The sequence below is a fragment of the Micromonospora sp. NBC_00389 genome, from assembly GCF_036059255.1.
GTDB lineage: Bacteria > Actinomycetota > Actinomycetes > Mycobacteriales > Micromonosporaceae > Micromonospora.
The window spans coordinates 6,960,027-6,982,630 of record NZ_CP107947.1 but is presented as its reverse complement, the minus strand read 5'-3'; the positions used below and the strand labels follow the sequence as shown (position 1 = coordinate 6,982,630).

Genomic DNA, 22,604 nt, shown 5'->3' with positions numbered 1-22,604 from the left:
TTCCACCCACGAGGCGAAATCGGGGAAACTCAGCCATTGCTAAGGGACGTCTCGTAACCCCGGTGTCTGTCCGCTGAGGACGGTCGGTCAGGATGCCTGGGTGCAGGTGATCACCGCGGCCCGCCCGGAGTGGATCTTTCCGTTCACGGGGCTGCAGCCCGCCCAGTTCCGCAAGCTGGTCCGCGTGGTCGCCGAGCGTGGCGGTGACGGCATCGCCGATGGCCGGCCGGGCCGGCAGTGGGCCTTGGACCTTCCCGATCGGGTGTTGCTGGTGGCCACCTACTGGCGCACGAACCTGACGATGCGCCAGATCGGGCCGCTGTTCGGGGTGTCGCACTCGGCCGCGCACCGGGTCATCGACACTCTCGGCCCGTTGCTGGCCCTCGCGCCGGTGCTGCGGCGGCCGGTCGAGCAGATCGCCATCGTCGACGGCACCCTGATTCCCACCCGCGATCACCGACTGGCCGCCCGCAGCAAGAACTACCGGTACTCGACGAACCTGCAGGTCGCCATCGACGCCAGCACCCGCCTGGTCATCGCCGTCGGCGACCCACAGCCGGGCAACCGCAACGACACGATCGTCTACCGCACCAGCGGCATCGAGGAGAAACTCGCCGGGCGGCCGGTGATGGCCGACGGCGGCTACCGCGGCAACCCCGAGGTGATCATCCCGTACCGCAAGCCCGCCGACGGCGGTGACCTGCCGGCCTGGAAAGAAGCCCTCAACGTCGAACACCGGAGGGTCCGTGCAGGGGTCGAACACGCCCTGGCCAGGATGAAGTGCTTCAAGATCCTGCGTGACTACCGCCGCGCCGCTCACACATTGGCCGACGCCGCTTCCGGCATCGCCAACCTCCACAACATCATCCTCGCCGGCTAATCGCCGGTCTGGCGCCGGGCAACACCTTCACCCAGTTACGAGACGTCCCTTAGGCACCCTGAATCTTTCGAAAATTGGCCTACTATCGCCGGTTCGTAGAGAGAATGTGGCGAAGGGAAGACATAACTGGGGGGACGCATCATGGAGTTAAGGCAGCGACTGACGCTGTTTGCGGTAACCATCGCAGCCACACCGTTGGTCCTCGGCGGGTGCACCACCGACCGTAAGTCGGCTGCCGGGTCGGCCCAGGGGCGGGCAGCGCCGCCGGAGTTGACCGTCACACCGTCCGACGGCACGCAGGAAGTGCCCATCAGCGCCGAGGTGGGAATGGCCGTGAAGGGTGGGCGGATCAGCGCTGTACGGATCAGCGACGATAAGGGGACGCAGGTCAAGGCGGAGCCTCGGCAGGACGGATCGGCCTGGGTTCCGAGCAGGCCGTTGCAGCCCCGGCGTACCTACACCGCCGAGGTCACCGCGACCGGCGACTCCGGGGAGATCACCACCCGGAAGACGACCTTCACGACGATGCCGAAGTCCACCAAGCCGGTGATCACCAGCACGCTCTATTTCGCTGGCAATCGGACCTACGGCACGGCGATGCCGGTAACCGTCGCGTTCGACCCGCCCATCGCGAAAGAGGCCAGAGCGGATGTGCAGCGCCGCCTGTTCGTGAAGACGAATCCCCCTCAGTCGGGGACCTGGTCCTGGGTGGACGATGGTAGCCAGGTCTATTACCGGGCCCCCGATTTCTGGCGACCGGGCACCACGATCAGCGTCCGGACCGGCCTGGAGGGCTTGCCGATCGGTAAAGACCGGGTCGGTGACGCGGACCGAAGCGCCACCTCCAAGATCGGCCGGCAGGTGTCCCTGGAAGTCGACAACGCCACCAAGCAGATGTCGGTCATGCGGGACGGCAAGCTGATTCGCAAGATCCCCGTCAGCCTCGGCAAGGCGAGCACGCCGACGTCCAGCGGCAAGATGGTGATCATGGAGAAGCACCAGTACGCGACGTTTGACACTCGGGGTGAGCCGAACGGGGGCTACGTGGTCGACGTTGAGGACGCCCAGCGGCTGACCAATGGCGGGGAGTTCATCCACGGGGCGCCGTGGTCCGAGGGGGACCAGGGGAAAACCAACGTCTCGCATGGCTGCACCAACGTCTCCGCCGCCGCGGCCGACTGGCTGATGGGCGTCACTCAGGTCGGGGACCTGGTCACCTTTAAGGGCACCGAGGTGCAGTTGCAGCCGGGCAACGGCTGGACGGCCTGGAACGTCAGCTGGGACGAGTTCGTCAAGGGCAGCGCTCTGCCCGTACCCGCCGGGCTCCAGCCGGCCCCGGCGCAGGTGCCGCACCCGGGCGCCGTGGCTGGTGGATCGCCGGCCCCGGCCCCGTCCGTCACCGGCAACTGATTCGGTCCTGTCCTACACGGGGGCCGGATTGTCGGCGGCGAGCCGGCCCCCTTGCCTCTCGTCATGCGAGGACGCCCACTCCATGTAGGGCGGCTCTCGGGGATCGGGGTGGGGGTCTTGTCGGTCGAGGCCGACGCAGCGAGCATCCGTGCGAACAATTGGGCCGTACGGGGGCCGGCCATGCCGCTCGCGCTGAACTGGCGGGTGGTGCCGTCAGTGCATTCGACGGTCACGGTGACTCGACCGTCGATGGCGTCACTGCGGGCGAACGTGACCTGAGCGGCACTCAGGCTCTCCGCCGATCGACGCTCGGCGCGCCAGATGAGAGCTCCTGCTACCGCGGTGCCAACAGCGCCGGCAACGACGACAGTCACGGTGGCGCCAATCAGCCACAGGCCAACCCGTACATCGACGGCCCGCGTAACGCCGTTGGCGACCGTCGCAAGGCCCATCCCGACCAACACCGACCCGGCGGACCAGCGCAGCAGACGTCGCCACCGCGACGCGGCCAAGGTGATAACGACTGTCCTGTCGGCCAGGCGCAGGCTGGCGGTCTGGCCCGAGTCCACGGCCACGGGGAACACCTTCACCCCGCTACGGTATGTCATCGTCTGCCGACGATCGGCCGGTTGCGGCGCTATTGTGGCGATATGCCGGCTTGGCTCAGACCGCAGTGGCTGCTCGGCCACATAGTCGTCGCTGTGGTCGCTGTGGCGTGCCTGCGACTGGGCTGGTGGCAGTGGCAGCACGCGCACCTGGGCAACGGCGCCAGTTACGGGTACGCGGCGCAGTGGCCGCTGTTCGCTGCCTTCGGGGTGTTCTTCTGGACCCGCGTGGTGCGAGAGCGCGTGAACCGCGCTGCCCGCCCGCCTACGGCGGAATCCTCGCAGGTCACAGTGACCGTCGGGCCTTCCTGGTCGTTTCATCGCGGGGAAACAGACGCGGGCCCGGTGGCGCGGCTAGTGCCGACCGCCGAGGTCGCGCAGCAGGACGAGGACGACGACCGGGACGTCGCCGCGTACATGCACAGACTGCGGTGGCTCAACGGCGACTCGCGCCGGCGCCTGTCGGACTATCCCGGCTTCGACGGCCACTGACCCCGGCCGCGATGTCGGCGGCCGACCGGTCTTGGCGGACAGCCGTCGATGCCAGGTCGGCGACGCTGCCGGGCACCGCGCCGTCGCCTACGCACACCAGCACCGGATCGCCGTCAGTGCGTCCGACACGAGTCGGAGCGTCGTTCGGGTTGGAGTCACCGGCAGTGCCCACCGGAGCAATCTGGGGGAGCTGGGGAACCGCGCCGGACTGGGACGCCGGCGGTGACCGCTGCCGCGCTCAACCTCGTAGTAGGTGTCGCCAGCGGCTTGATCTAAGACGTGGCGGCGGCTTGGGCCAGCTTGCGTGTCGATGGTCAGCGGATGGGCGAGGGTCACGACAGTGAGCTAGGGCCGCTGGGTTCACGGCCATGCCGTGTACCTGCCGGGCTCCAGCCGGCCCCGGCACAGGTGCCGCATCTGGGTGCCGTGGCCGGCAAATCGCCAGCGCCCGTCCCGTCGATCACCGACGGCTGACTGGCGCCGTATGCGACGAGGATCCACCAACCGGCGGACCAGTGCCGTGCTCGCCGCGGTTGTGGCTAGAGCAGTGACACATGGACGTGGTCGGTGTGGTTCGACGGTCCGCTGTAGGACTTCCAGCCGGTTGCCGGGAACCAAATTTGCCGGTTCCAGATCACGTAGTACACGCCGAGCCGGTCGGCGTTGCGGATCAGGAACGCGGCGAGGTTGTTCCCGTACATCCGGGTGTCCTTACTGCGCCAAGGGCTGAAGCCGCTGTTCTGCAGCGACCAGTCGCAGGCGAGGCCCTTGGGGTGCTCCCACGGACCGCCCGGCCGGTAGCAGCCGACGAACCGGTTGAAGCCGGCCCGCTTAACCTCCTTGTACATGTGCAGCGTGCGGGGTGTGACGCAGCCGGCGGTGGTGGGGTCCTTTTCGCTGCACCCCTCGGACTTCCAGTCGCCGTCGGAGGTGCGGCCAGGGGCGATTCGGGCAACCGGCGAGGTGGCCGACACCAGGCCGCCGGTGAAGCCCTGCCCGCCCACGAGCGCGAGCGCCTTCTCCGCCTCGCGCTTGTCCCGGGCCATGTCGTTGGTGAGCTTCTGCTGCTCACGCACCTCGGCGTCGAGCGCCAGCTTCGCCTTCTCGGCGCGGGTCTTGACAACGTTGACCTCGGCGAGCTTCTTGGCATTGACCATGTTCAGCTCGTCCAGCGCGACAGCGCGCTGGACGAACGAATCTGGGGCGTTGCTGTCCAGCAGTATGGCGGCCGCACCGAGCCGACCGGTTCGGTAGGACTGCATGGCGATATGACTCACCTGCGGCCTCAAGGCGTCCAGCTCAGCCTGGGCGCGGTCGACCTGCAGCGCGAGCTCAAGCTGGCGCTTCCTGGACTTCTCCAGCTTCGCCTTGGCCCGGGTGTAGGCGCGGTTCGCCCCCTCGATGACGTCGTTGAGCAGCCGCGGCTCGCCGTCATCCTCGTGACCCGATGGCGTCGGCGTCGAAGGCGCAGCCGTCGCCGGGACGGGGCCGATGACGATGGCGAGAACGGTCAGCGTGGCCACCACCGGTGTCATCCAGCGGCGCAGGCGTGCCGTCACAGGTTTCCTTCCGACTGGTCAGCGTTCTCATGATCAGGTGCGTCACGGATGATGGCGGGTATCACCATTCAGTATTCCGGCGTCCCTGAGGGTCGAGGCCACTCGGCGTTGTGTCGCTGCCTAGACCGGCTCGCCCATCGGTGGGATCACCCCCGCTCAGGGCCTCGAGCGCGACGTTCCGCCTCGACGGCCACTGGTTTCCAGGCCGCTCCTTTGGAATACGAGATTGTGGAATGTTTCCACCATCGGCGGCGTCGACTGCGGGGTCGCGCCCAGCCGTGGTGACCAGCGCCGCCAGTCCGGTAGTCAGCGGTACGGCGGCGATCAGTCCGAGTGTGGCGACCGCGCTGCGGACGATCTCCTGGGCCAGGAACTCGCTGGTGAGGATCTGGCTCACCGACCGGGAGTCGGCGGTGAGCAGGAGCAGCAGCGGCAGCGAGGCACCCGCGTACGCCAGCACGATGGTGTTGACGGTGGAGGCGATGTGAGCCCGGCCGACCCGGGTCGCCGCGCGATAGAGCTGGAGCCGGGACAGTGCCGGGTTGGCGTGCGCGAGCTCGGTGACCGTGGCCGCCTGGGTGACCGTGACGTCGTCGAGGACCCCGAGGGAGCCGATGATGATCCCGGCCAGTAGCAGGCCGTGCAGGTCGACGTCGGCCTGGAACATCGACAGCGTGGTGGCCTCCTCACTGCCATACCCGGTCAGGTGGGCGGCGGCGGTGGCCAGGGTGCCAAGCAGGCCGGTCAGCACCAGGCTGCCGAGCGTGCCGAGCACCGCCACCGACGTCTGTGCGGTGACGCCGTGAGTCAGGTACAGCACCACGAACATGATCAGGGCCGAGCCGGTGACTGCGATTAGCAACGGCGAGCCGCCAGCGGAGATGCCGGGCACGACGAAGGCGAGCAGGATCGCGAAGGTCGCCCCCAGCCCGGCTAGCGCCGCTAGCCCCCGCAGCCGTCCGAACGCCACGATCGCGGCCGCAAAGAGCGCCACCAGCCAGATCAGCGGCTTGCCGCGCTGGTGCTCGGCGATGTTGTAGGTGCTCACCGTCGGGTCGGCCGGGTCCATCAGCTGAACAAGGACGACCTCATCCCCGACCGTGACTTCGGGAGCGCCCGGGCCAGACGGCACGGGCATCTCCACCTGCGTTCCGTTGTCCGGGCCCTGCTCGACCTGGACGGTGACCGTTCCGCACGGCCCGTCCTGCGCGGCCGGGCTGCCCTCCGGTACCTCTGACGCTGGCGGGCAGGGTTCCGTCACCACCTTCGTGACCGTGCCGTGGTAACGGGGAACGGGCTCGCTCTGCTCCCCGTCGGGGGTGTCGCGCGGCCAGAGCACCAGGGTGGCGATCACGGTGATGACGAAGAGGGGGACCACCGTCGCGATGAGGATCCGTCGCACCCGCGGGGTGGACGGGGCGGGACGGCTGTGGTCAGCACCCACTGTGAGTCTCCCAACGATCGAGGCGGGCGGTGTCGGCGACTGGCCTGATTCCTGGTTGGAGTGCCCACCTCGACGCGCGCGCTCGCTGGGCATCACCTGTAGCGGCACTGCAGGCGGCGCCATCACACACCGCGACGGAGAACGGGCTACTTCTGCGCCGTCAAGCAAGAGCCCCAAGGTGTGTTGATGTAGGCCGCTCGCCGACGGTGGCCACGTGGCACCAACCCGCTGGGACACGTCGTCCTCGGATGCACTGCAACCCCCGTCTACCGCACCGCCTACTATCAGTAGATAGTAGGCGGCAGGAGGGTCGATCCGCGGCGGGGGTGGCACCTCATCGTTGCCGACAGAGATGGGGTCACCGGGCGAGCGCCGTCCGCTGTTTCTAACCGTGCTTCCGGCTGTCCTTGCGCTACGCCTGCTTGTGGCAGCTCGGTGGCCGGCTGATGTCTCTGGCGCACCTCACCTTCGGGCGGATATGCGCCCATTGACCCTCCGGGACGGGCATGCTCGTAATGATCAGGAGGAGGCGACATGTATGCAGGAGCCGCCGCGATGGCACTGGTGGCGGTTGTCTTCGTCGCCGGGTTGTACGGCCTGCATCGCCTGCTCGCCCTCGCGCCCGACCCACTCGCGGTGCTGCCGTTCCAGTCCGGGTGGCGGCCCGAGGAACACGCGCTGTCCCGGTACCACGTCCGGTGGTACCTCTCGACCCTGCTGTTTCTCGCATTCGACGTGGAAATGCTCTTCATGTACCCCTGGGCGGTCGTCGTTGCCGAGATGGGCGCCACGGCGATCGTCGAGATGTTCCTCTTCCTCGGTGCGGTCTTCGTCGCGGTGGTGTGGGCCTGGAGGGAGGGGGCTCTGCGGTGGGTTTGAGCAACGCCCTGGCCAGGTACGCGGTTAACCACGCCCACGTCCTCCTCGTGGAGGTGCCGGGACACTGGCTGACGCGCGCCGCGGCCGAGCAGCACCTCCGTGCCCGGGGCTGGCTGTTCGCCTCGTCGCCCGCGGACGCGGACGTGCTGGCACTCTGCGGCACCCCGGGCCCAGAGATGGCAGCGATTGCCGCAAGGCTGTGGGAGCAGTTGCCCGGGCCACGCGCCCGGGTCCAGATCGATGCACCGCACCTCGCGGCGGCGGCGTTTGAGAGCGCCGCCGCCAAGCTCCTCGATCTGACCCTGCAGCGCGACGACAGCCAGGGTCGATCGGCCACGCCTGATGGCGAGCAGCCCCGTGACAACGAACCGGAGGGGCGCGACGGCGGCCACGACCACGGTGGCCATGGCACTCATGTCGGCAAGGGCGAGATGGACGACGGCGGTCACGCTGAACACAGCGCAATGGACCATGGGGAGCCCGGCGGTCATGGCGGAAGTGGCGATCACGGTGGCACGGGCCACGGCATGGACATGGGCCACGCCGGCATGGGCGACGCCGGCATGGGCCACGCCGGCATGGGCCACGCCGGCATGGGTCACGGCGGCATGGACATGGCGCCGGCCGGGATCCCGATGGCTCGCGGAGGCGAGGACCGCGACGGCCTGGAGCTGGACGTCCTGCACCTTCGTCTGGGTCCGGTGCTGCCGTACTGGCCGACGGGCCTCGTCCTACGCTGCTCGTTGCAGGGCGACCTCATCGTCCACGCAGAGGTCACCCTGGTCGATGCCCACGACGCGCGCCACGACGGTGGCGTGAAAGGCGCTCACCATCGTGCGGCGCGTCGCTGCGACAACGCCGCAGGCCTGCTCGCCCTCACGGGTTGGGAGGACGCGGCCGGCCGTGCCCGGCGTCTGCGTGACCGGCTGTTGAGCGACGGGGACCGGCGGACGGCGGCCCGGGACCTCGACCGGCTGCATCGCCGCGTCAAGCGTTCGTGGCTGCTGCGGTGGTCGCTGCGAGGAGTCGGGTACCTTTCTGCGGCTGACCTCGCGCGTCTGGATCTTCCCGGCCATCTGCGCGGAGACACCCACGACCGCCTGCTTTCCATGATCCAGCGAGCGGCCGGTGACATCGCCGGCTCCGCCGGCGGGAGCAGCGACGCCAGCGAACACGTGCCGATCGTCAAGATCGGTGACGTGGTGCAGGGGCTGGACATCGCCACTGCGCGGTTGGTCGTCGCCAGCCTTGACCTCGACCCGCTGTCGGCGGCGAGCGCGGTGGCGCATGCCTGACTCGACCGTGACGACGGTCCCCGCCGGGTGGGCATTCGCCGCGGCAGCGATCTTGGGTCTTCTCGTGGCCTTCGCCGCGGTCCTTGACGGGCTTTTCTCGGCGCGGACAGCGGGCGCCGGGCCGTCGGGGATGACCCGACCGCTGGGGGAGACGGCCCGGCTCGTTCGGCAGCGGCGCAGAACGACTGTCGCGGCCGACACCTTGCTGTGGCGGATCGGCAGTTCCGGTCTGCTGTTCATGGCGTTGATGATCGTGACGGTCGTGCCACTGGGGCAGTGGACGCTGTTTGACCTCGACGTGGGGGTGGTGTGGTTCAACGCGATGGACGTCCTGGCGTGGGCGTTCGTGTGGCTGACCGGGTGGGGCGCCAACTCCACGCACTCGCTGATCGGGGGCTACCGCTTCCTGGCTCACGGACTGGCCTATGAACTTCCGCTGATGTTCGCGCTCGTGGCGCCGGCGGTCGCCGCATCGAGCCTCAACGTCGGGGCGGTTGCGGCAGCGCAGGCGGACCTGTGGTTCGTGGTATGGATGCCCGCCGCGTTCCTGGTCTACTGCACCGGGGTCGTCGCGATCGCGGTCTGGGGACCGTTCACGCCAGCGCTGGGCTCCGACATCGCCGGCGGCGTCACCACGGAGTTGTCCGGCGTCGACCGGCTGGTGTTCCAGGGCGGACGCTATGCCTTACTGGCCGCGGGAGCCGCCTTCGCCGTGCCGATGTTCCTGGGAGGTGGCAACGGTCCGCTGCTGCCCGGCTGGGCCTGGGTGCTGGTTAAGACGGGCGCCCTGCTCGCTGTCTTTGTGCGGCTGCGCCGCCGGCTGCCCGCTCTCCGGCCGGACCTGTTCATGGAGGTCGGGTGGGTGGTGCTTCTACCCGCCGTGCTTGTTCAGGATCTACTCGTCGCCGTCGTCGCAGTGTGGAGAACCTGAACGATGATCACCGCCATCTCGTTCTGGGTGCTCGCCGTCGTCGCCGTGCTCAGCGGGGCCGCCGTTTTCTGGGTCAACTCGATGGCCCGGGCCAGCTACTCGCTCGCGCTGTCGTTCATCGCGGTCGGGGTGCAGGTGCTGCTGCTTCAGCAGAACTACATCGGTGTGGTGACGATCCTGATGATGGTGATGGAGATGGCCGTGATGGCCGTCTACATGGTGATGTTCATGGGCATGAACCCGGCGCTGATGCCGATGAGCATGGTCCACGACAAGCGACACGCCCTGGCGGTCGCCGTCGGTGTGTTTGTCGCCCTGACTGCCGGGGTGCTGCTCGTTCCGTGGCCGGCTCGCCGCGGCGCCCCTGCCGAGGACGTGACGGCCGCGCTCGGTGAGGAGCTGATGGGCCCGAAGATGCTGGCGATGATCACCGTCGGCATGGTCATGGCGGTCACCATCGTGGCTGGCGTGGTGCTGGCAGCGCACCGCACCCGCTACGACCGCTTCGGTGAGGACCTGCGCCGCCGTCCCGCACACGACCCGCAACCGGGTGGGGTCGGCCGATGACCCTGCAGACCGTGCTGCTGGTGGCGGCGGCCCTGTTCAGCGTGGGCCTGTACGGCGCGCTGTCCCAGCAGGTCGTGGTGATGGTGATGATGGGCCTCGAGTTGATGCTCAACGGTCTCATCCTGGCCGCCGCCGGTTTCTGGTGGTTTCTCGCCCCGGATCCATCCGGTCAGGTGCTGCTGTTGGTGATCATCGCGGCGATGACCGTGGAGATGGCGATGGGCTTCGCGGTGGCCACCCTGTTGCACCGGTTACGCCGGGTCGACATGACCGACATGGCTGCGGACCTTTCCGGATGAGGGATTTCGCGCAGGTGTGCCTGTGGCTGCTGGTGGTCCTGCCGGCAGGCGTCGGTGCTCTGCTCGCCGCCGCCCGGCGGGCGAACCGAGTCGCCGTCCCCATCTCCTTGGCGACCGCCACCGCGATGGTGGGCCTGTCGGCGGTGGTGGCAGCCGCCCGCCCGGCGGTGTCGGTGCCCTTCCTGGCCGGCACCGACCTCGCGCTTGCCGTCGACGGGCTCGCCGCCCTGATCCTGCCCACGCTCACCGTGGTGACCCTGCTGGTGCTGCTCGCCTCGACCGGGGAGATCCACGCGTCGACCGCCCGGTTCCACGGGCTGATGCTGATCTTCGCCGGCGCGGTCGCGTTCACCGCGGCGGCGGCGACACTGCCGGCGCTGCTGTTGGCGTGGGAGATCATGGGTGCCGCGTCGTACGCGTTGATCGGTTTCCGGTGGCGCGACGAGGATCGAATGTCGGCCGGCCTCACCGCATTCCTCACCACCCGCGCCGCCGACCTGGGCCTCTACGCCGCCGCCGGGGCGGCGCTCGCCGGCGGCGCGGGCCTGGCCCTGGCGGACCTTTCGCAGAGCAGTCCGGGATGGCGGCACGTGATCGCCGCCGGCATCCTGGTCGCCGCGTTAGGCAAGGCCGCGCAGCTGCCGTTCTCGTTCTGGCTGTCCCGGGCGATGGCCGGCCCGAGCGCGGTGAGCGCCCTGCTGCACTCGGCGGCCATGGTGGCGATGGGAGGCTACCTCTTGCTGCGGGTCCAGCCACTGCTCGCCGCCACCGGGTGGGCGGGCCCGGTGACCACCGGGTTCGGTGCCGCGACCGCGCTGCTGCTCGCAGCGGTGGCGGTGGCGCAGCGCGACCTCAAGCAGCTTCTGGCCGCCTCCACCGCCGCCCAACTCGGCTTCGTGGTGATGGCCGCTGGCGCCGGAACGGTAGCCGGTGGCGCCGCGCACCTCGTCGCGCACGCCGCGACCAAGGCGCTGCTGTTCCTGGCCGCCGGGGTGTGGCTGACCGCGCTGGGCACCAAGCGGCTCGCCGGCCTGCGCGGGGTCGTCGGGCGGTGGCGGCTGGTCGGCTGGTCGGCCACGGTCGGTGCGCTCGCTCTCGCGGGGATCGCACCGCTGTCGCTGTGGGCGACCAAGGACGCCGTCCTCACCGCCGTCGGCGAGCAATCGCCCTGGCTGTACGCCATTGGCCTCGCCGCGTCGGCGCTGTCCGCCGCCTACGCCGCGAAGATCCTCGTCGTCATCTGGCCGCGGATACCCGCCGACCGCCGGGCCGAGGTGGAAGCCCACTTCGACGAGGAGGAGCGGGGCAACCGGCGCGTGACGCTGCTGCAGCGAGTACCTCTGGTGCTGCTGGCGGTGGGCGCCGCGTACGCCGGTCTGCTGGCGCTCCCGCCGCTCGCCAGCACCGTCGCCCGAGCCGTCGGCCAGGCCGGCGGCTCTCACGCCTCCGCCCGGGAGTTGGTCGTGTCAACGGCTGTCACCCTCGGGGTCCTGCTGGTGGTCCTCGCCCGCCGACGGTTGCCGGAGCCACGCTGGGCGCTGCGCTGGATGGGGCTGCAGACGGCCGCGTCAGCGCTCGTGACGCGCCCCACGCTGTGCTGCGCCAACGCCCTGGCCCGATTCGACGACCGGGTCCTGGACCGTGCAATCACCGGCGCCGCTCGGGCCGCGGTGTCCCTGAGTCGCCGCGCCGCCCGCTTCGACGACCGGGTTGTCGACCATGCCGTGACATCAACCTCCGAACTGTCGATGCGGGTCGCGGCGCGCGCGGCCCGGGCCGATGACCGGTGGCTCGACGAGGCGGTGGAACACCTGGCCGCCAGGGTGCGTCGGCTGGGCCGGCTGGCCCGCCGGCCGCAGACCGGCCAACTGCACCAGTACTACCTGCAAGCCGTCGTGGTCCTCCTCGTCGGCGTCGTCCTCCTCGTGACGTTGGGGTGAGCCTTGCTCAGCGTGATCATCTTCCTGCCCCTCGTCGCCAGTCTGATCCTGGCCGTCCTCCCGCGGCTGAGCGACCGGATCGCCCGCTGGGCGTGGGTGGCGGTCACCGCCGTCGACCTCGCGCTGATCGTCGGGCTCTGGCTGCGCTACGACACCCCGGCACCCGGCGGCCTGGCGTTCGAGGAGCAGGCGGCATGGATCCCCGGCGTGAACAGCAGCTACCACCTGGGCGTCGACGGTCTGTCCCTACCGCTGGTCGCGATGACCGCGGTGATCTTTCTGGCCTGCGCGGTGTACGCGCTGCGCAACCGTCACCGCCCGCGCGGGCAAGCCGCCCTGTTCCTGTTCCTGCAGAGCGTCAGCCTCGGTCTGTTCATCGCCGCCGACCTGATCCTCTTCTTCGTCTTCTTCGACCTGTCCATCGTCGGCATGTACTTCGTGATCGCCGCATGGGGCCACGGCGACCCGGGGCGCTCGGCGATGAAATTCTTCCTCTACACCTTCCTCGGCTCGCTGGCGCTGCTCGTCGGGTTCATCGGCCTGTCCGTCGCCGCCGATCCGCACACCTTCGACATGCCGGCGCTGGCCGCGGCCACACCGCTGGCCGGGCGGCCCCTCGCCGGCGGGCTGGTGCTCGCCGCGATCCTGATCGGCCTGGCGGTGAAGACCCCCACCGTTCCCTTCCACACCTGGTTACCGCCGGCACACACCGACGCCCCCGCCGTCGGCTCGGCGGTGCTGGCCGGGGTGCTGCTGAAGATGGGCACCTACGGCTTCGTGCGCATCGCCATGCCGATGCTGCCCCAGTCGTGGCGCGCCTGGGCCTGGGTGATCATCGTCGTGGGCGTGGTGTCGGTGCTCTACGGGGCGCTCGTCGCCCTGGCCCAGACCAACCTCAAACGCATGATCGCCTACACGTCGGTCAACCACATGGGCTACATCGTCCTCGCCGTCGGCGTCGCGGGCCTGGTGGCCACCGACACCGCGCAGGCCCGGACGATCGCGGTGACCGGCGCGGTCACCCAGATGGTCAGCCACGGCCTGATCACCGCCGCACTGTTCCTGCTCACCGGCGTCCTACGAGACCGCGCCGCCAGCTACGACATGCGGGAGTACGGCGGACTCGCCGCCACAGCACCGAGCTTCGCGGCGCTGTTCGCCGTCGGCGCGTTCGCCTCCCTGGGCCTGCCGGCGTTCACCGGCTTCATCGCCGAGTTCCAGATCTTCACCGGCAGCGTCGCCGCCGCCCCAGCCACCGCCGTGGCGATCCTCGGCATCCTGATCACCGCCGCGCTGTTCCTGCGCGCGCTACAACGCGTCTTCACCGGCGACACCCGGGGCCATTCGGTCGGCTTCACCGACCTGCACCCCGCCGAAGTGTGGTCGGTCGGCCCGCTACTGCTGCTCTCCCTGCTCTTCGGCGTTCTGCCGCGTTCGCTGCTCGACGTCATCGAACCCGCCGCCGCCAGCGCCGTCGACCTCGTCGGGAGGTAGCCGGTGCAGACGGAGATGATGCGGCCGCTGTTGCTGCTGCCCGAGATGCTGCTCGTCGTCGGAGCGCTCACCGCCCTGCTCGGCGGCTCGTTCGTCCCCCGCCACCAGCAGTGGATGATTCGGGTCCTCACCGCCGGCGTCCTCCTCGCGGTCATCGTCACCGCCGCGATAGGGATGGCCGGGCCCACGCGAACCGCCTTCGACGACAGTTACACCGTCGACACCGCCACCGGTGTGGCCCGGATCCTCGCCTCAGCCGCGACGCTGCTGGTGCTCATGCTGGCCGCCGACGAGATCGCCGGAACGGCACGGGAGAGCGAGACCTGCGCGCTGCTGCTCTTCGGCGCCGCAGGAACCGTGCTGCTCGCCGGCGCCCACGATCTGCTCGTCCTCGCAGCTGGTTTCCTCCTCGCCACCATCCCGCTCTACGGGCTCATCGGTCTCGTGTTCACCGCCCGGGGCGCCGAGGCAGCGATGAAGACGTATCTCATGGGGGCACTGTTCGGCATCCTGCTCCTACTCGGCGTGACAATCCTGTCCGGACTCACCGGTAGCACCGGCTACGCCGAACTCACCAACGCTCTGGCTGACGTGCCACCGGCGGCGGTGACCGGGGCGGCCGTCGCGCTCGTGGCCGGGCTGATGTTCAAAGCTGGCGGGGTTCCCGGCCACTTTTGGGTGCCCGACGCGGCGCAGGGTGGCAATGCCACGGCGGCGACGTTCCTGACCACGGTGCCCAAGATCGGGGCGATGGTCGCGGTGTACCGCCTGGTCGGCATCCTGCCCGACGCGGTGCCCTGGCCGGCGTTGATCGCGACCGTCGCGGTGGCGAGCATGACCCTGGGCAACCTGGCGGCGTACTGGCAATCCGACCCGCGGCGGCTACTCGGCTGGTCGACGGTCAGTCAGGTCGGGTTCGTGCTCGTGCCCGTGGTGGTGGCTGGCACCAGCGACCTGGCGCTGCCATCGCTGCTGGTCTACCTCACCGCTTATACGGCGACGAACATCGCCGCCTTCGCCGTCACCGCCGCCCTGCCCGACCGCCGGGACCTCGGCGACTACCAAGGCCTGGCGACCCAGCGCCCATGGCTCGCCGCCGCCCTGGTCGTGGCGCTCCTCGGACTGGTCGGCACCCCACCCACCGGGGTGTTCGTCGGCAAGCTCACCACCGCCACCGCCGCCTGGGACGGCGGCCACGGCTGGCTCGCCGTCGTCGTCTTCATCAACACCCTGCTCAGCCTGTTCTACTACCTGCGCTGGATTGTCCCCACCTACCGTCAGCCGCAACGAGACGCGCCCGCGCGAGCAGACACCCGCCCTCGACGGCAGTGGTCCTCGCTTACCGCGGTCACGGCCGCCGCCCTCAGCCTTGCCGCCGGTCTGGCCGGGGGAGTGGTCTGGACCGTGGTCAGCGGCCCATAGGGGCATGCCGGCGGGGAGCCACCCGCGCCCCGGACGAGAATCGCCACGACCGCGGCCACGGGTTGGCGCCGGGCGGAAAGATCGCAATCGGGCGGTTTCTCATTGGCCCCGCCACGGGCACAAGGCTGCGCTCGGCGTCAATCGTGGGCAGGACGGGCTGTCACCGCCGGTACGCCAGATTCGCCATCATGCCCGCCTGCCCGTGGTACACGTTGTGGCAGTGGGTCATCCACTGACCGGGGTTCGTGGCGTCGAAGTCCACAGCGACCGTCCGGTGCGGGGTGACGATGACAGTGTCCTTACGGGCGCCAGCGCCGGTTACGGCGAAGGTGTGCCCGTGCAGGTGCATGGGGTGGAACATCGTGGTGCGGTTGACGAATTCGAGCCGCACCCGCTCGCCTCGCTCGACCAGGAGCGGGTCAGCGTGCTCAAAGGTCACGCCGTTGATCGTCCACCGGTAGGGCATCATCGACCCACCCAGCACCAGCCGGTGCACACGGTCCGGTCGCTGCCGAGTCAGCGCCACGCTGTCCGCGGCGCGCAGCGTGTGAGTGAGGAGCACACGCCGGTCCAGTTCAACCGGCCGGTCCATAGCCGAGGGCGGGTCCCCCGCGCAGGTGCGCACCAGGGCAAGCCCTCGCCCATGCTTCCCCTCCGCAGCGGCGACCAGCGGGAACACCCCGTCAGCGAGTTCCACTGTGACATCGACCCGCTCGCCCATCCCGAGCACGAGCGCGTCGGTCGTCGTCGGGACGACCGGGAAACCGTCAGTGTGCGTCACGGTCATCCGATGCCCACCCAGCGCCACCCGGAACGCCGTGTCGGAGCCGGCGTTGACCACCCGGATCCGCACCCGCTGCCCCGGCCTGGCGCGGAAGGTGACCGGTGCGGCGGGGACACGGCCGTTGATCAGGTAGTGGGGGTATGCGACGTCCCCGGCGCCGCCCAGCAGCGGCGAGGTCATCGTCTCCATCCCAGCCATGTCCCCGTGCCCGCTCATGTCTCCGGGGCCCATGCCGCCCATGGCGCCGTCGCCCACGCCGGGCATGTCGCCCCCGCCGCCATGATCCATCTCCGGCATGTCGCCGTGGCCGGACATCGCGGTTAGCGCGGCAAGCACCTCCTCCGGGGTGCGGCCGGTGCCGTCGACCCAGTCGTCGAGCACCACGATCCACTCGTGGTCATAGCCGCCGGCGTCGTGCGGGTCGTCAACGACGAGAACCCCGTACAGCGCCCGGTCGAGCTGCAGCCCGGAGTGCGGGTGGTAGAAGTACGTGCCCGGGTCGGGGGCGATGAACTCGTAGCGGTGCTGACCCCCGCGGGGGATCGGCGCCTGGGTGAGACCGGGGACGCCATCCATGTCGTTGCGCAGCGCGATGCCGTGCCAGTGAACACTGGTGTCGGCGGGCAGTCCGTTGAGCACATCGACCCGGATAAGGTCACCGGCGCGAGCCCTGATCAGAGGGCCAGGCAGGTCTTCCGCGTAGCCCCAGGTCCGCACCCGCGGTCCGCCCAGGTCGACAGTGACCGGCCGTGGAAGCAGCGTTGCGGTCACCGTGCCCGCGCCCGGCCGGCGACGGCCCACCTCGACACGAGGCACCAGGTCATCGTGCGCGGTCACGAGCGGAGGGCCGACAGCGCCGTCGGCCCAGGCGGCGGTGTCGGTGCTTGCAGCCACCCCCACCGCGCCCGCCAATCCGATGAGTAACCGGCGGCGGCTGATCGCGGGTGTCATGACAGCTCCTCGGCTCGGAACGGCGGCCGAGCGATCGTCGGCCTGGGCGGTGGTGTCATGTGCGAGTCTCGCCGTGGCGGCGCGAGACATGGGGGAATTTCGCGATGTGTGCCCTTTTGGGTGCCCTTTGGCATCTCGGTGTCCGACGTTGCCGTCTGAAGGGGGCCCGCTGCCCTAATGCCTTGATCGGCTACGGCGGCCGGCGAAATGGCAGAGATGCAGGCGTGGGCCTGTTGCTGCCGTGCCCGCTCGGCCGAGCACTTCCTTCGCTGCATCGTGGATTCGTCAACACTCGAGGAGCCTGCCGGACGGGGCCGCAGCCTCTATACGGGTCCTGGGTAGGGGTACCTGTCCGCATCCCACCCCTCTGCCCGGAGTTGTGTCGCCGCAGGTAGTGGCCCCTCGCCACACGGCTGGTTGCAGGATACCCCTAGGGGGTATATGGTACCGGTTGGAGGTGGACGGCATGAGACAGGAACACACGACCCACGCCGAACCGACGGTCATCCCCGCCGAGGCGCGACACGACGGACATCAGGTGCATGTGGGCGAGCAACCCACGGGTGGATCGCACGGCGGGCATGCCAGCAGTGCCAGACCCACGGACAGGCACAAGGGCGGGCACCACGACCACGCGGGGCACGGATCTGGGGGGCACGGGGGTCATGACAAGCACGCGGGGCACGACCCGGAGCAGTTTCGGCGCAAGTTCTGGCTGAGCCTCGCGCTGACGGTTCCGATCGTGGCCACCAGCCACATGGTGATGGACTGGTTCGGCTACACGCTCGACTTCCCCGGGATGAGCTGGGTTGGCCCGGTTCTGGGGTCGCTCGTCTTCTTCTACGGAGGCTGGCCCTTCCTGGTCGGCGGCGTCCGCGAGATCCGTGACCGGGCTCCCGGAATGATGCTGCTGATCTCGATGGCGATCACGGTGGCCTACGTCGCGTCGCTGGCCACCAGCCTCGGCGCGTTCGATTTGGACTTCTGGTGGGAGCTGGCCGCGCTGGTCACCATCATGCTGCTGGGCCACTGGCAGGAGATGAAGGCGATCGGCCAGGCACAGGGCGCCCTCGCCGCGCTGGCAGCGCTGCTGCCCGACGACGCCGAACGCATCGATGACGACGGCGCCGTGCATCGGGTACCGGTGTCCGAGCTGAGGGTCGCCGACGTGGTACTGGTTCGCTCTGGTGCCCGGGTGCCGGCCGACGGCCGGATCGTCGACGGGGCCGCGGAATTGGACGAGTCGATGATCACGGGGGAGTCCCGGCCGGTGCCGCGGGGCGTCGGGGACCGGGTCGTGGCCGGCACGGTGGCGACCGACTCCGCGCTACGGGTCCGGGTCGACGCGGTAGGGGACGACACCGCTCTGGCCGGCATCGGTCGGCTCGTGGCGCAGGCGCAGGCCTCCAGCGGCCGGGCGCAGGTGCTGGCTGACCGGTTCGCCGCGATGCTCTTCTACGTCGCCACCGCCGCCGCGCTGGTCACCTTCGCTTCGTGGTGGGCGCTGGGTGATCTCGACCAGTCCGTGGTGCGGACGGTGACGGTCCTGGTCATCGCCTGCCCCCACGCCCTCGGGCTGGCCATCCCGCTGGTGATCGCGCTGTCCACCGCGGTGTCGGCGAAGGCCGGCATCCTGGTCAAGGACCGCCTCGCCTTGGAGCGGATGCGCACCGTCGATGCGGTGCTGTTCGACAAGACCGGCACCCTGACAAAGGGTGCGCACACCGTCACCGCGACCGCCGCGGCCAGCGGCGTCAGCGAGAACGAGGTGTTGCGCATCGCCGGCGCGGTCGAGGCAGACAGCGAACACCCCCTCGCCAAGGCTCTGGTCAAGGTCGCGCAGGACCGCGGGCTGCGGGCGAGCGCTCGCGACTTCCGATCCCTGACTGGTAGAGGAGTTCAAGCTGTCGTTGACGACGCCACCTGGGCGGTGGGCGGCCCCGCTCTACTGCGGGAGCTTGGCGCCGCGGTTCCTGACGAGCTTGCCAGCGCAGCGCAAGGTTGGTCGGCGCGCGGCGCGGCGGTGCTGCACCTGGTCCGCCTGCCGCAGGCCGGTCAGGCGACTGCGGTCGGCGCGTTCGCCCTCGAGGACGAGGTCCGTCCCGAGGCTCGCGAGGCCATCGCCGAGCTACGCGAACAGGGCGTCAAGAAGATCGTCATGATCACCGGAGATGCTCGCTCGGTCGCCGAGGCGGTCGCCGCCGACCTGGGCTTCCGGCCCGGGGTGGACGAGGTGTTCGCCGAGGTGCTGCCCGCCGACAAGGACCAGGCGGTCGCCGACCTGCAGGCCCGAGGTCTGACCGTGGCGATGGTCGGCGACGGCGTCAACGACGCTCCCGCCCTGGCCCGCGCCGACGTGGGCCTGGCCATCGGGGCGGGCACGGACGTCGCGATCGAGTCCGCCGGGGTGATCCTGGCATCCTCGGACCCGCGGGGTGTCACCGGCGTGATCCGGCTGTCCCGGGCGTCGTACCGCAAGATGACCCAGAATCTGGCGTGGGCCGCCGGGTACAACGTGGTGGCCATTCCCCTCGCGGCTGGCGCGCTGGCCTGGGCCGGGGTCACACTCAGCCCGGCGGTGGGAGCGGTGCTGATGTCCGTCTCCACCATCGTGGTGGCGGTGAACGCGCAGCTGCTGCGCCGGGTCAAGCTCAGTCCCGGGCAGCACTGACCAGGGCAGAAACGGCGGCCCGATCGGAGTTATCCGACCGGGCCGCCGGCACAACGGCGGGTGCAAGCCATCTGGGCCCGGCTTAGGGCAGCATCGACTGCCACGTCACGCCCGCGTCGGGGCTGCGCAGCACCCGGCCGTCCTGGGTGGCCAGGTAGATCACGTTCTCGTGCACGGTCAGAGCAGCTGGGGCGCCTGGTGCCCGGCCGGGGGTGGACGACCAGGTCGCCGCTGCGTCGACGGAGCGCACCAGCGTGCCGTCCGCCGTGATCGCCACCAGCTCCCGCGGGGACCAGTGCAGCAACACCGCAGGCGGGCCGCCGGCCGGCGTCCAGGTGCGGCCGCCGTCGGTCGAGCGGCGCAGGCCCTGGTCGGTGCTGGCCAGCAGGGTTCCCGGGCGGTGGGGGTCGACGGCCAGGTCGTAGGCCTCGAGCGTGGAGCGGGTCTCCCAGGTCATCCGGTCACTGCTGGCCATCAGGGCGCCGCTGCTCGAATCGAGGCCGTACACCACGCCGCCGGAGAAGCGCAGCAGGTGAAAGTCGGCCTGCCCGGCCAGGGACAGACCTTGCCAGGAGCGGCCGGCGTCGTTGCTGTGGATCAGCCCCAGGTGCGCCGGCCCGTCCTCGGCTGGGGCTGGGTGACCGGAGGCGAGGAACTCGTTAGGGCCGGTCACCGTGAAGCCCATGGTGTCCTGTCGGCCGTCCCCGACCCGGTCCGCCGCCATGCCGGAGAGCCGGAATACTCCGTGGTGGGTGGCCACATACAGCTGCCCATCGGCGGGGTTCACGCCAAGTCCGTGCACATGGCTGAGCCGGCCGTCGTCCGACGCCGTCGAGGCGGTCGACGGGGCGGCGTCGTCACGCCAACCGACCGCAGTGGCCGCGGCCGTGACGAGCAGGAGGACGCCGACCGCGACGCCAATCCACGCCATCCGATTCTGCCCCTTGAGGGCCACACCCGCTCCCTTGCCTCGATCCGATGATCCGCGGCGGCAACGCATGCCGATCCCGCAGCTGCGCCCCGATCGTAAGCCATCTACTATTGCCCGATAGTAGTAGCGTCGGGAGCGTCACGGTGCAGACGTGGCAGCGACGCTCGGGTGGGCGCCTTCCGGATGGCGCGGCGAGGAGGCTACCGGTGCGTCAGGTCACGGCAGCACCTGACCGGACGATGCGGCGCGCAGCCTCAGTGGCGGTGGCTGCGGTACTGGCCGCGGCGGCGGGGTTCGTGCTGCGCTTCGATCCCACCGACCGGCTCGCCGACCCGACCGGTCCGTGCCTGTGGCACTCCCTGACCGGCATCAACGGCCCCGGCTGCGGCGGCACCCGCATGGTCTATTACCTCTTGCACGGCGATCTCACTCAGGCCGCGCGCCACCACCTGGCCGCGCTGGTAGCGGTGCCATTCGTGGCCTACCTCGGCGTCCGCTTCGTCGCCTCGGCCTGGCTTGGACGTGAACTGCCCGCGCTACGCCTGCCCACCTGGGCCTACGGGGCCTACATCGCCGGATTCCTGCTCTACACCACCGTGCTGCGCAACCTGCCGTGGGCACCGTTCTCCTGGTTCAACATCCCCAACCTCACGCCGTAAGACCCGCCCTCGGAACCAACAAGTCGCCGTCACGCACCCGCTTTCCTCCAGCACGACCGGTCGCCCCTTATGCCACCTACTATCCTGGATTCGTATGAACAGGACCGCACGCCAGCGCCCCGGCAGGATCGTCAGCCTGCCGCGGGTGCTGCTGCTCGTCCTCCTGGCCCTCGGTGTCGCCGGAATGCACACCTTCGGCCACGGCAACGGCGGGCACACCACGAGCGGCCACGACGCCACAGCGGCGGTCATGCCGCACGACACGCTCACCGGTCCTGATCAGGACGACTCCGGCCACCGGGGTCTGATGGCCCAGATCCGCGAGCCGCGCCCTAGCGGCAGCCGCGATCTGGGCCTCTTCTCGGTCTGCCTGGCTGTGCTCTGCGCGTTCGGACTGGCCGTCGGACTGGCACTACTGCGGGTGCGATCCCACCGTGAACGCTGTGATGCGCGGACGCATCTCGCAGTTCACGGCGGCGGGCGCAGCCCGCCCGCACTGTTGCTCGGCCTGCGCGTCGCCGCAGCGTCGGTGCTGCGGATATAGGAAACGCCGCCGGTCAAACCGACCGTCGATCCCTTATTCGCACACCAACAACCTGAAAGGCATTCCTTCACCATGATGCGCACCATCGTGATGCGTCGCGCCCTGCTGACCGGCGTCACCCTGTCCGCTCTCCTCGCCACCACCGCGGCATGTGGCGACGATATGAGCGGCATGGACCACGGCAGCGGCACCAGCCCAACGGGCACCGCGTCGGCCTCGTCGTCGGCGCAGGCCAGCGCTACCGCCAACGACGCCGACGTCATGTTCGCCCAGATGATGATCCCGCACCACCGCCAAGCCGTCGAAATGGCCGATCTGGCGCCGACCCGCGCCAACGATCCTGAGCTGAAGGACCTCGCGGCGAAAATCAAGGCCGCGCAGGACCCGGAAATCGTGACGATGACGGGCTGGCTGACCGCGTGGGGCAAGCCCACCGCCGCGCCCGAGGGGCACAACATGCACGGCACGAGCTCGCCCGGCACGTCCGCGATGGCGGGCATGGCCAACGACGGGCAGATGAACGAGCTCAAGGCCGCCAAGGGCAGCGAGTTCGACAAGATGTTCGCCCAGATGATGATCGCCCACCACAACGGCGCCATCGAGATGGCCAAGACCGAGCAGGCCAACGGCAGCAATCCGGAGGCCAAGGCCCTCGCCACGCAGATCGAAGCGGACCAGGCCGCAGAGGTGCAGACCCTGCAGAAGATCCTCGACCGCCTGTAACCACGAAAGGACGGCGGCCGGACCCACATAGGGTCCGGCCGCCGCCGTGTGGGCCACGACACCTGGTGCCGGGAACGACCCGCCGTATTGGCCAGCCTGCGACGACTGCCCAATCCCGTACGGC

19 protein-coding genes are annotated in these 22,604 nt (G+C 69.8%); 15 read left to right on the top strand and 4 right to left on the bottom strand.

From position 1 onward, the window contains the following. Positions 1-100: 100 nt before the first annotated feature. The 3 genes from OG470_RS33045 (at position 101) to OG470_RS33035 (ending at position 3,387) form a co-directional block, all read left to right on the top strand. A complete protein-coding gene (locus OG470_RS33045; RefSeq protein ID WP_328415194.1) occupies positions 101-880 on the top strand; it encodes a transposase family protein in 780 nt (259 codons plus the stop codon). 141 nt (positions 881-1,021) lie between these two features. Beyond that, a complete protein-coding gene (locus OG470_RS33040) occupies positions 1,022-2,290 on the top strand; it encodes a L,D-transpeptidase (protein WP_328418582.1) in 1,269 nt (422 codons plus the stop codon). A gap of 650 nt (positions 2,291-2,940) precedes the next feature. Further along, positions 2,941-3,387 (top strand): hypothetical protein, encoded by a 447-nt coding sequence (locus tag OG470_RS33035; RefSeq protein WP_328418581.1) that lies wholly within the window; start codon positions 2,941-2,943, stop codon positions 3,385-3,387. A gap of 539 nt (positions 3,388-3,926) precedes the next feature. Here the strand turns inward: OG470_RS33035 and OG470_RS33030 are convergent. Together OG470_RS33030 and OG470_RS33025 are read right to left on the bottom strand one after the other, a co-directional pair. Beyond that, the gene (locus OG470_RS33030; RefSeq protein WP_328418580.1) at positions 3,927-4,946 is read right to left on the bottom strand and encodes a coiled-coil domain-containing protein; all 1,020 of its coding nucleotides are present in this window, start codon (positions 4,944-4,946) and stop codon (positions 3,927-3,929) included. Positions 4,947-5,007: 61 nt separating this feature from the next. Beyond that, a complete protein-coding gene (locus tag OG470_RS33025) occupies positions 5,008-6,390 on the bottom strand; it encodes a YibE/F family protein (protein ID WP_328418579.1) in 1,383 nt (460 codons plus the stop codon). Positions 6,391-6,945: 555 nt separating this feature from the next. Between OG470_RS33025 and OG470_RS33020 the strand changes: the two genes are divergently transcribed. From OG470_RS33020 to OG470_RS32985, 8 genes are read left to right on the top strand one after another with little or no spacing between them, the layout of a single operon-like run. Continuing rightward, positions 6,946-7,269, top strand: coding sequence for an NADH-quinone oxidoreductase subunit A (locus OG470_RS33020; protein ID WP_328426721.1), 324 nt, complete (start codon positions 6,946-6,948; stop codon positions 7,267-7,269). Then, a complete protein-coding gene (locus OG470_RS33015) occupies positions 7,260-8,564 on the top strand; it encodes a hypothetical protein (RefSeq protein WP_328418578.1) in 1,305 nt (434 codons plus the stop codon). Before OG470_RS33020 ends, OG470_RS33015 begins: the two co-directional genes overlap by 10 nt. Next, positions 8,557-9,495 carry an NADH-quinone oxidoreductase subunit H gene (locus OG470_RS33010; protein WP_328418577.1) on the top strand — a complete coding sequence of 313 codons (939 nt, stop codon included), beginning with the start codon at positions 8,557-8,559 and terminating at the stop codon, positions 9,493-9,495. Before OG470_RS33015 ends, OG470_RS33010 begins: the two co-directional genes overlap by 8 nt. Positions 9,496-9,498: 3 nt before the next feature. After that, positions 9,499-10,062 carry an NADH-quinone oxidoreductase subunit J gene (locus OG470_RS33005; protein WP_328418576.1) on the top strand — a complete coding sequence of 188 codons (564 nt, stop codon included), beginning with the start codon at positions 9,499-9,501 and terminating at the stop codon, positions 10,060-10,062. Continuing rightward, complete coding sequence (locus OG470_RS33000) at positions 10,059-10,361, top strand: NADH-quinone oxidoreductase subunit NuoK (RefSeq protein ID WP_328418575.1); 303 nt, start codon at positions 10,059-10,061, stop codon at positions 10,359-10,361. The genes OG470_RS33005 and OG470_RS33000 overlap by 4 nt, the downstream gene beginning before the upstream one ends. Then, positions 10,358-12,301, top strand: coding sequence for a proton-conducting transporter transmembrane domain-containing protein (locus tag OG470_RS32995; protein WP_328418574.1), 1,944 nt, complete (start codon positions 10,358-10,360; stop codon positions 12,299-12,301). Before OG470_RS33000 ends, OG470_RS32995 begins: the two co-directional genes overlap by 4 nt. Positions 12,302-12,304: 3 nt before the next feature. Continuing rightward, positions 12,305-13,795 carry a complex I subunit 4 family protein gene (locus tag OG470_RS32990; protein ID WP_328418573.1) on the top strand — a complete coding sequence of 497 codons (1,491 nt, stop codon included), beginning with the start codon at positions 12,305-12,307 and terminating at the stop codon, positions 13,793-13,795. Between the two features lie 3 nt (positions 13,796-13,798). Then, entirely contained in the window at positions 13,799-15,217 is a 1,419-nt protein-coding gene (locus OG470_RS32985) for an NADH-quinone oxidoreductase subunit N (RefSeq protein WP_328418572.1), read from the top strand. A 160-nt stretch (positions 15,218-15,377) separates the two neighbouring features. Here OG470_RS32985 and OG470_RS32980 read toward each other — a convergent pair whose 3' ends face one another. Beyond that, positions 15,378-16,952: a multicopper oxidase family protein gene (locus OG470_RS32980; protein ID WP_328418571.1), complete on the bottom strand. Its 1,575-nt coding sequence runs from the start codon at positions 16,950-16,952 to the stop codon at positions 15,378-15,380. Positions 16,953-17,418: 466 nt separating this feature from the next. On the opposite strand from OG470_RS32980, the gene OG470_RS32975 reads away from it, so the two are divergent. Next, complete coding sequence (locus tag OG470_RS32975; RefSeq protein ID WP_442931010.1) at positions 17,419-19,623, top strand: heavy metal translocating P-type ATPase; 2,205 nt, start codon at positions 17,419-17,421, stop codon at positions 19,621-19,623. 82 nt (positions 19,624-19,705) lie between these two features. Here OG470_RS32975 and OG470_RS32970 read toward each other — a convergent pair whose 3' ends face one another. Further along, positions 19,706-20,554, bottom strand: coding sequence for a F510_1955 family glycosylhydrolase (locus OG470_RS32970; RefSeq protein ID WP_328418569.1), 849 nt, complete (start codon positions 20,552-20,554; stop codon positions 19,706-19,708). Positions 20,555-20,817: 263 nt separating this feature from the next. Between OG470_RS32970 and OG470_RS32965 the strand changes: the two genes are divergently transcribed. The 3 genes from OG470_RS32965 (at position 20,818) to OG470_RS32955 (ending at position 22,480) form a co-directional block, all read left to right on the top strand. Continuing rightward, positions 20,818-21,213, top strand: coding sequence for a DUF2752 domain-containing protein (locus OG470_RS32965; RefSeq protein WP_328418568.1), 396 nt, complete (start codon positions 20,818-20,820; stop codon positions 21,211-21,213). 145 nt (positions 21,214-21,358) lie between these two features. Then, positions 21,359-21,757 carry a hypothetical protein gene (locus OG470_RS32960; RefSeq protein WP_328418567.1) on the top strand — a complete coding sequence of 133 codons (399 nt, stop codon included), beginning with the start codon at positions 21,359-21,361 and terminating at the stop codon, positions 21,755-21,757. A gap of 75 nt (positions 21,758-21,832) precedes the next feature. Beyond that, positions 21,833-22,480 carry a DUF305 domain-containing protein gene (locus tag OG470_RS32955; protein WP_328418566.1) on the top strand — a complete coding sequence of 216 codons (648 nt, stop codon included), beginning with the start codon at positions 21,833-21,835 and terminating at the stop codon, positions 22,478-22,480. Positions 22,481-22,604 lie beyond the last annotated feature (124 nt).

What these genes read in the sequence shown, in the direction of transcription:
- OG470_RS33040 (WP_328418582.1), top strand. Translation starts at nt 1,022, where the DNA reads ATGGAGTTAAGGCAGCGACTGACGCTGTTTGCGGTAACCATCGCAGCC.
- OG470_RS33035 (WP_328418581.1), top strand. Translation starts at nt 2,941, where the DNA reads ATGCCGGCTTGGCTCAGACCGCAGTGGCTGCTCGGCCACATAGTCGTC.
- OG470_RS33020 (WP_328426721.1), top strand. Translation starts at nt 6,946, where the DNA reads ATGGCACTGGTGGCGGTTGTCTTCGTCGCCGGGTTGTACGGCCTGCAT.
- OG470_RS33010 (WP_328418577.1), top strand. Translation starts at nt 8,557, where the DNA reads ATGCCTGACTCGACCGTGACGACGGTCCCCGCCGGGTGGGCATTCGCC.
- OG470_RS33005 (WP_328418576.1), top strand. Translation starts at nt 9,499, where the DNA reads ATGATCACCGCCATCTCGTTCTGGGTGCTCGCCGTCGTCGCCGTGCTC.
- OG470_RS33000 (WP_328418575.1), top strand. Translation starts at nt 10,059, where the DNA reads ATGACCCTGCAGACCGTGCTGCTGGTGGCGGCGGCCCTGTTCAGCGTG.
- OG470_RS32995 (WP_328418574.1), top strand. Translation starts at nt 10,358, where the DNA reads ATGAGGGATTTCGCGCAGGTGTGCCTGTGGCTGCTGGTGGTCCTGCCG.
- OG470_RS32980 (WP_328418571.1), bottom strand. Translation starts at nt 16,952, where the DNA reads ATGACACCCGCGATCAGCCGCCGCCGGTTACTCATCGGATTGGCGGGC.
- OG470_RS32975 (WP_442931010.1), top strand. Translation starts at nt 17,419, where the DNA reads ATGAGACAGGAACACACGACCCACGCCGAACCGACGGTCATCCCCGCC.
- OG470_RS32970 (WP_328418569.1), bottom strand. Translation starts at nt 20,554, where the DNA reads ATGGCGTGGATTGGCGTCGCGGTCGGCGTCCTCCTGCTCGTCACGGCC.
- OG470_RS32955 (WP_328418566.1), top strand. Translation starts at nt 21,833, where the DNA reads ATGCGCACCATCGTGATGCGTCGCGCCCTGCTGACCGGCGTCACCCTG.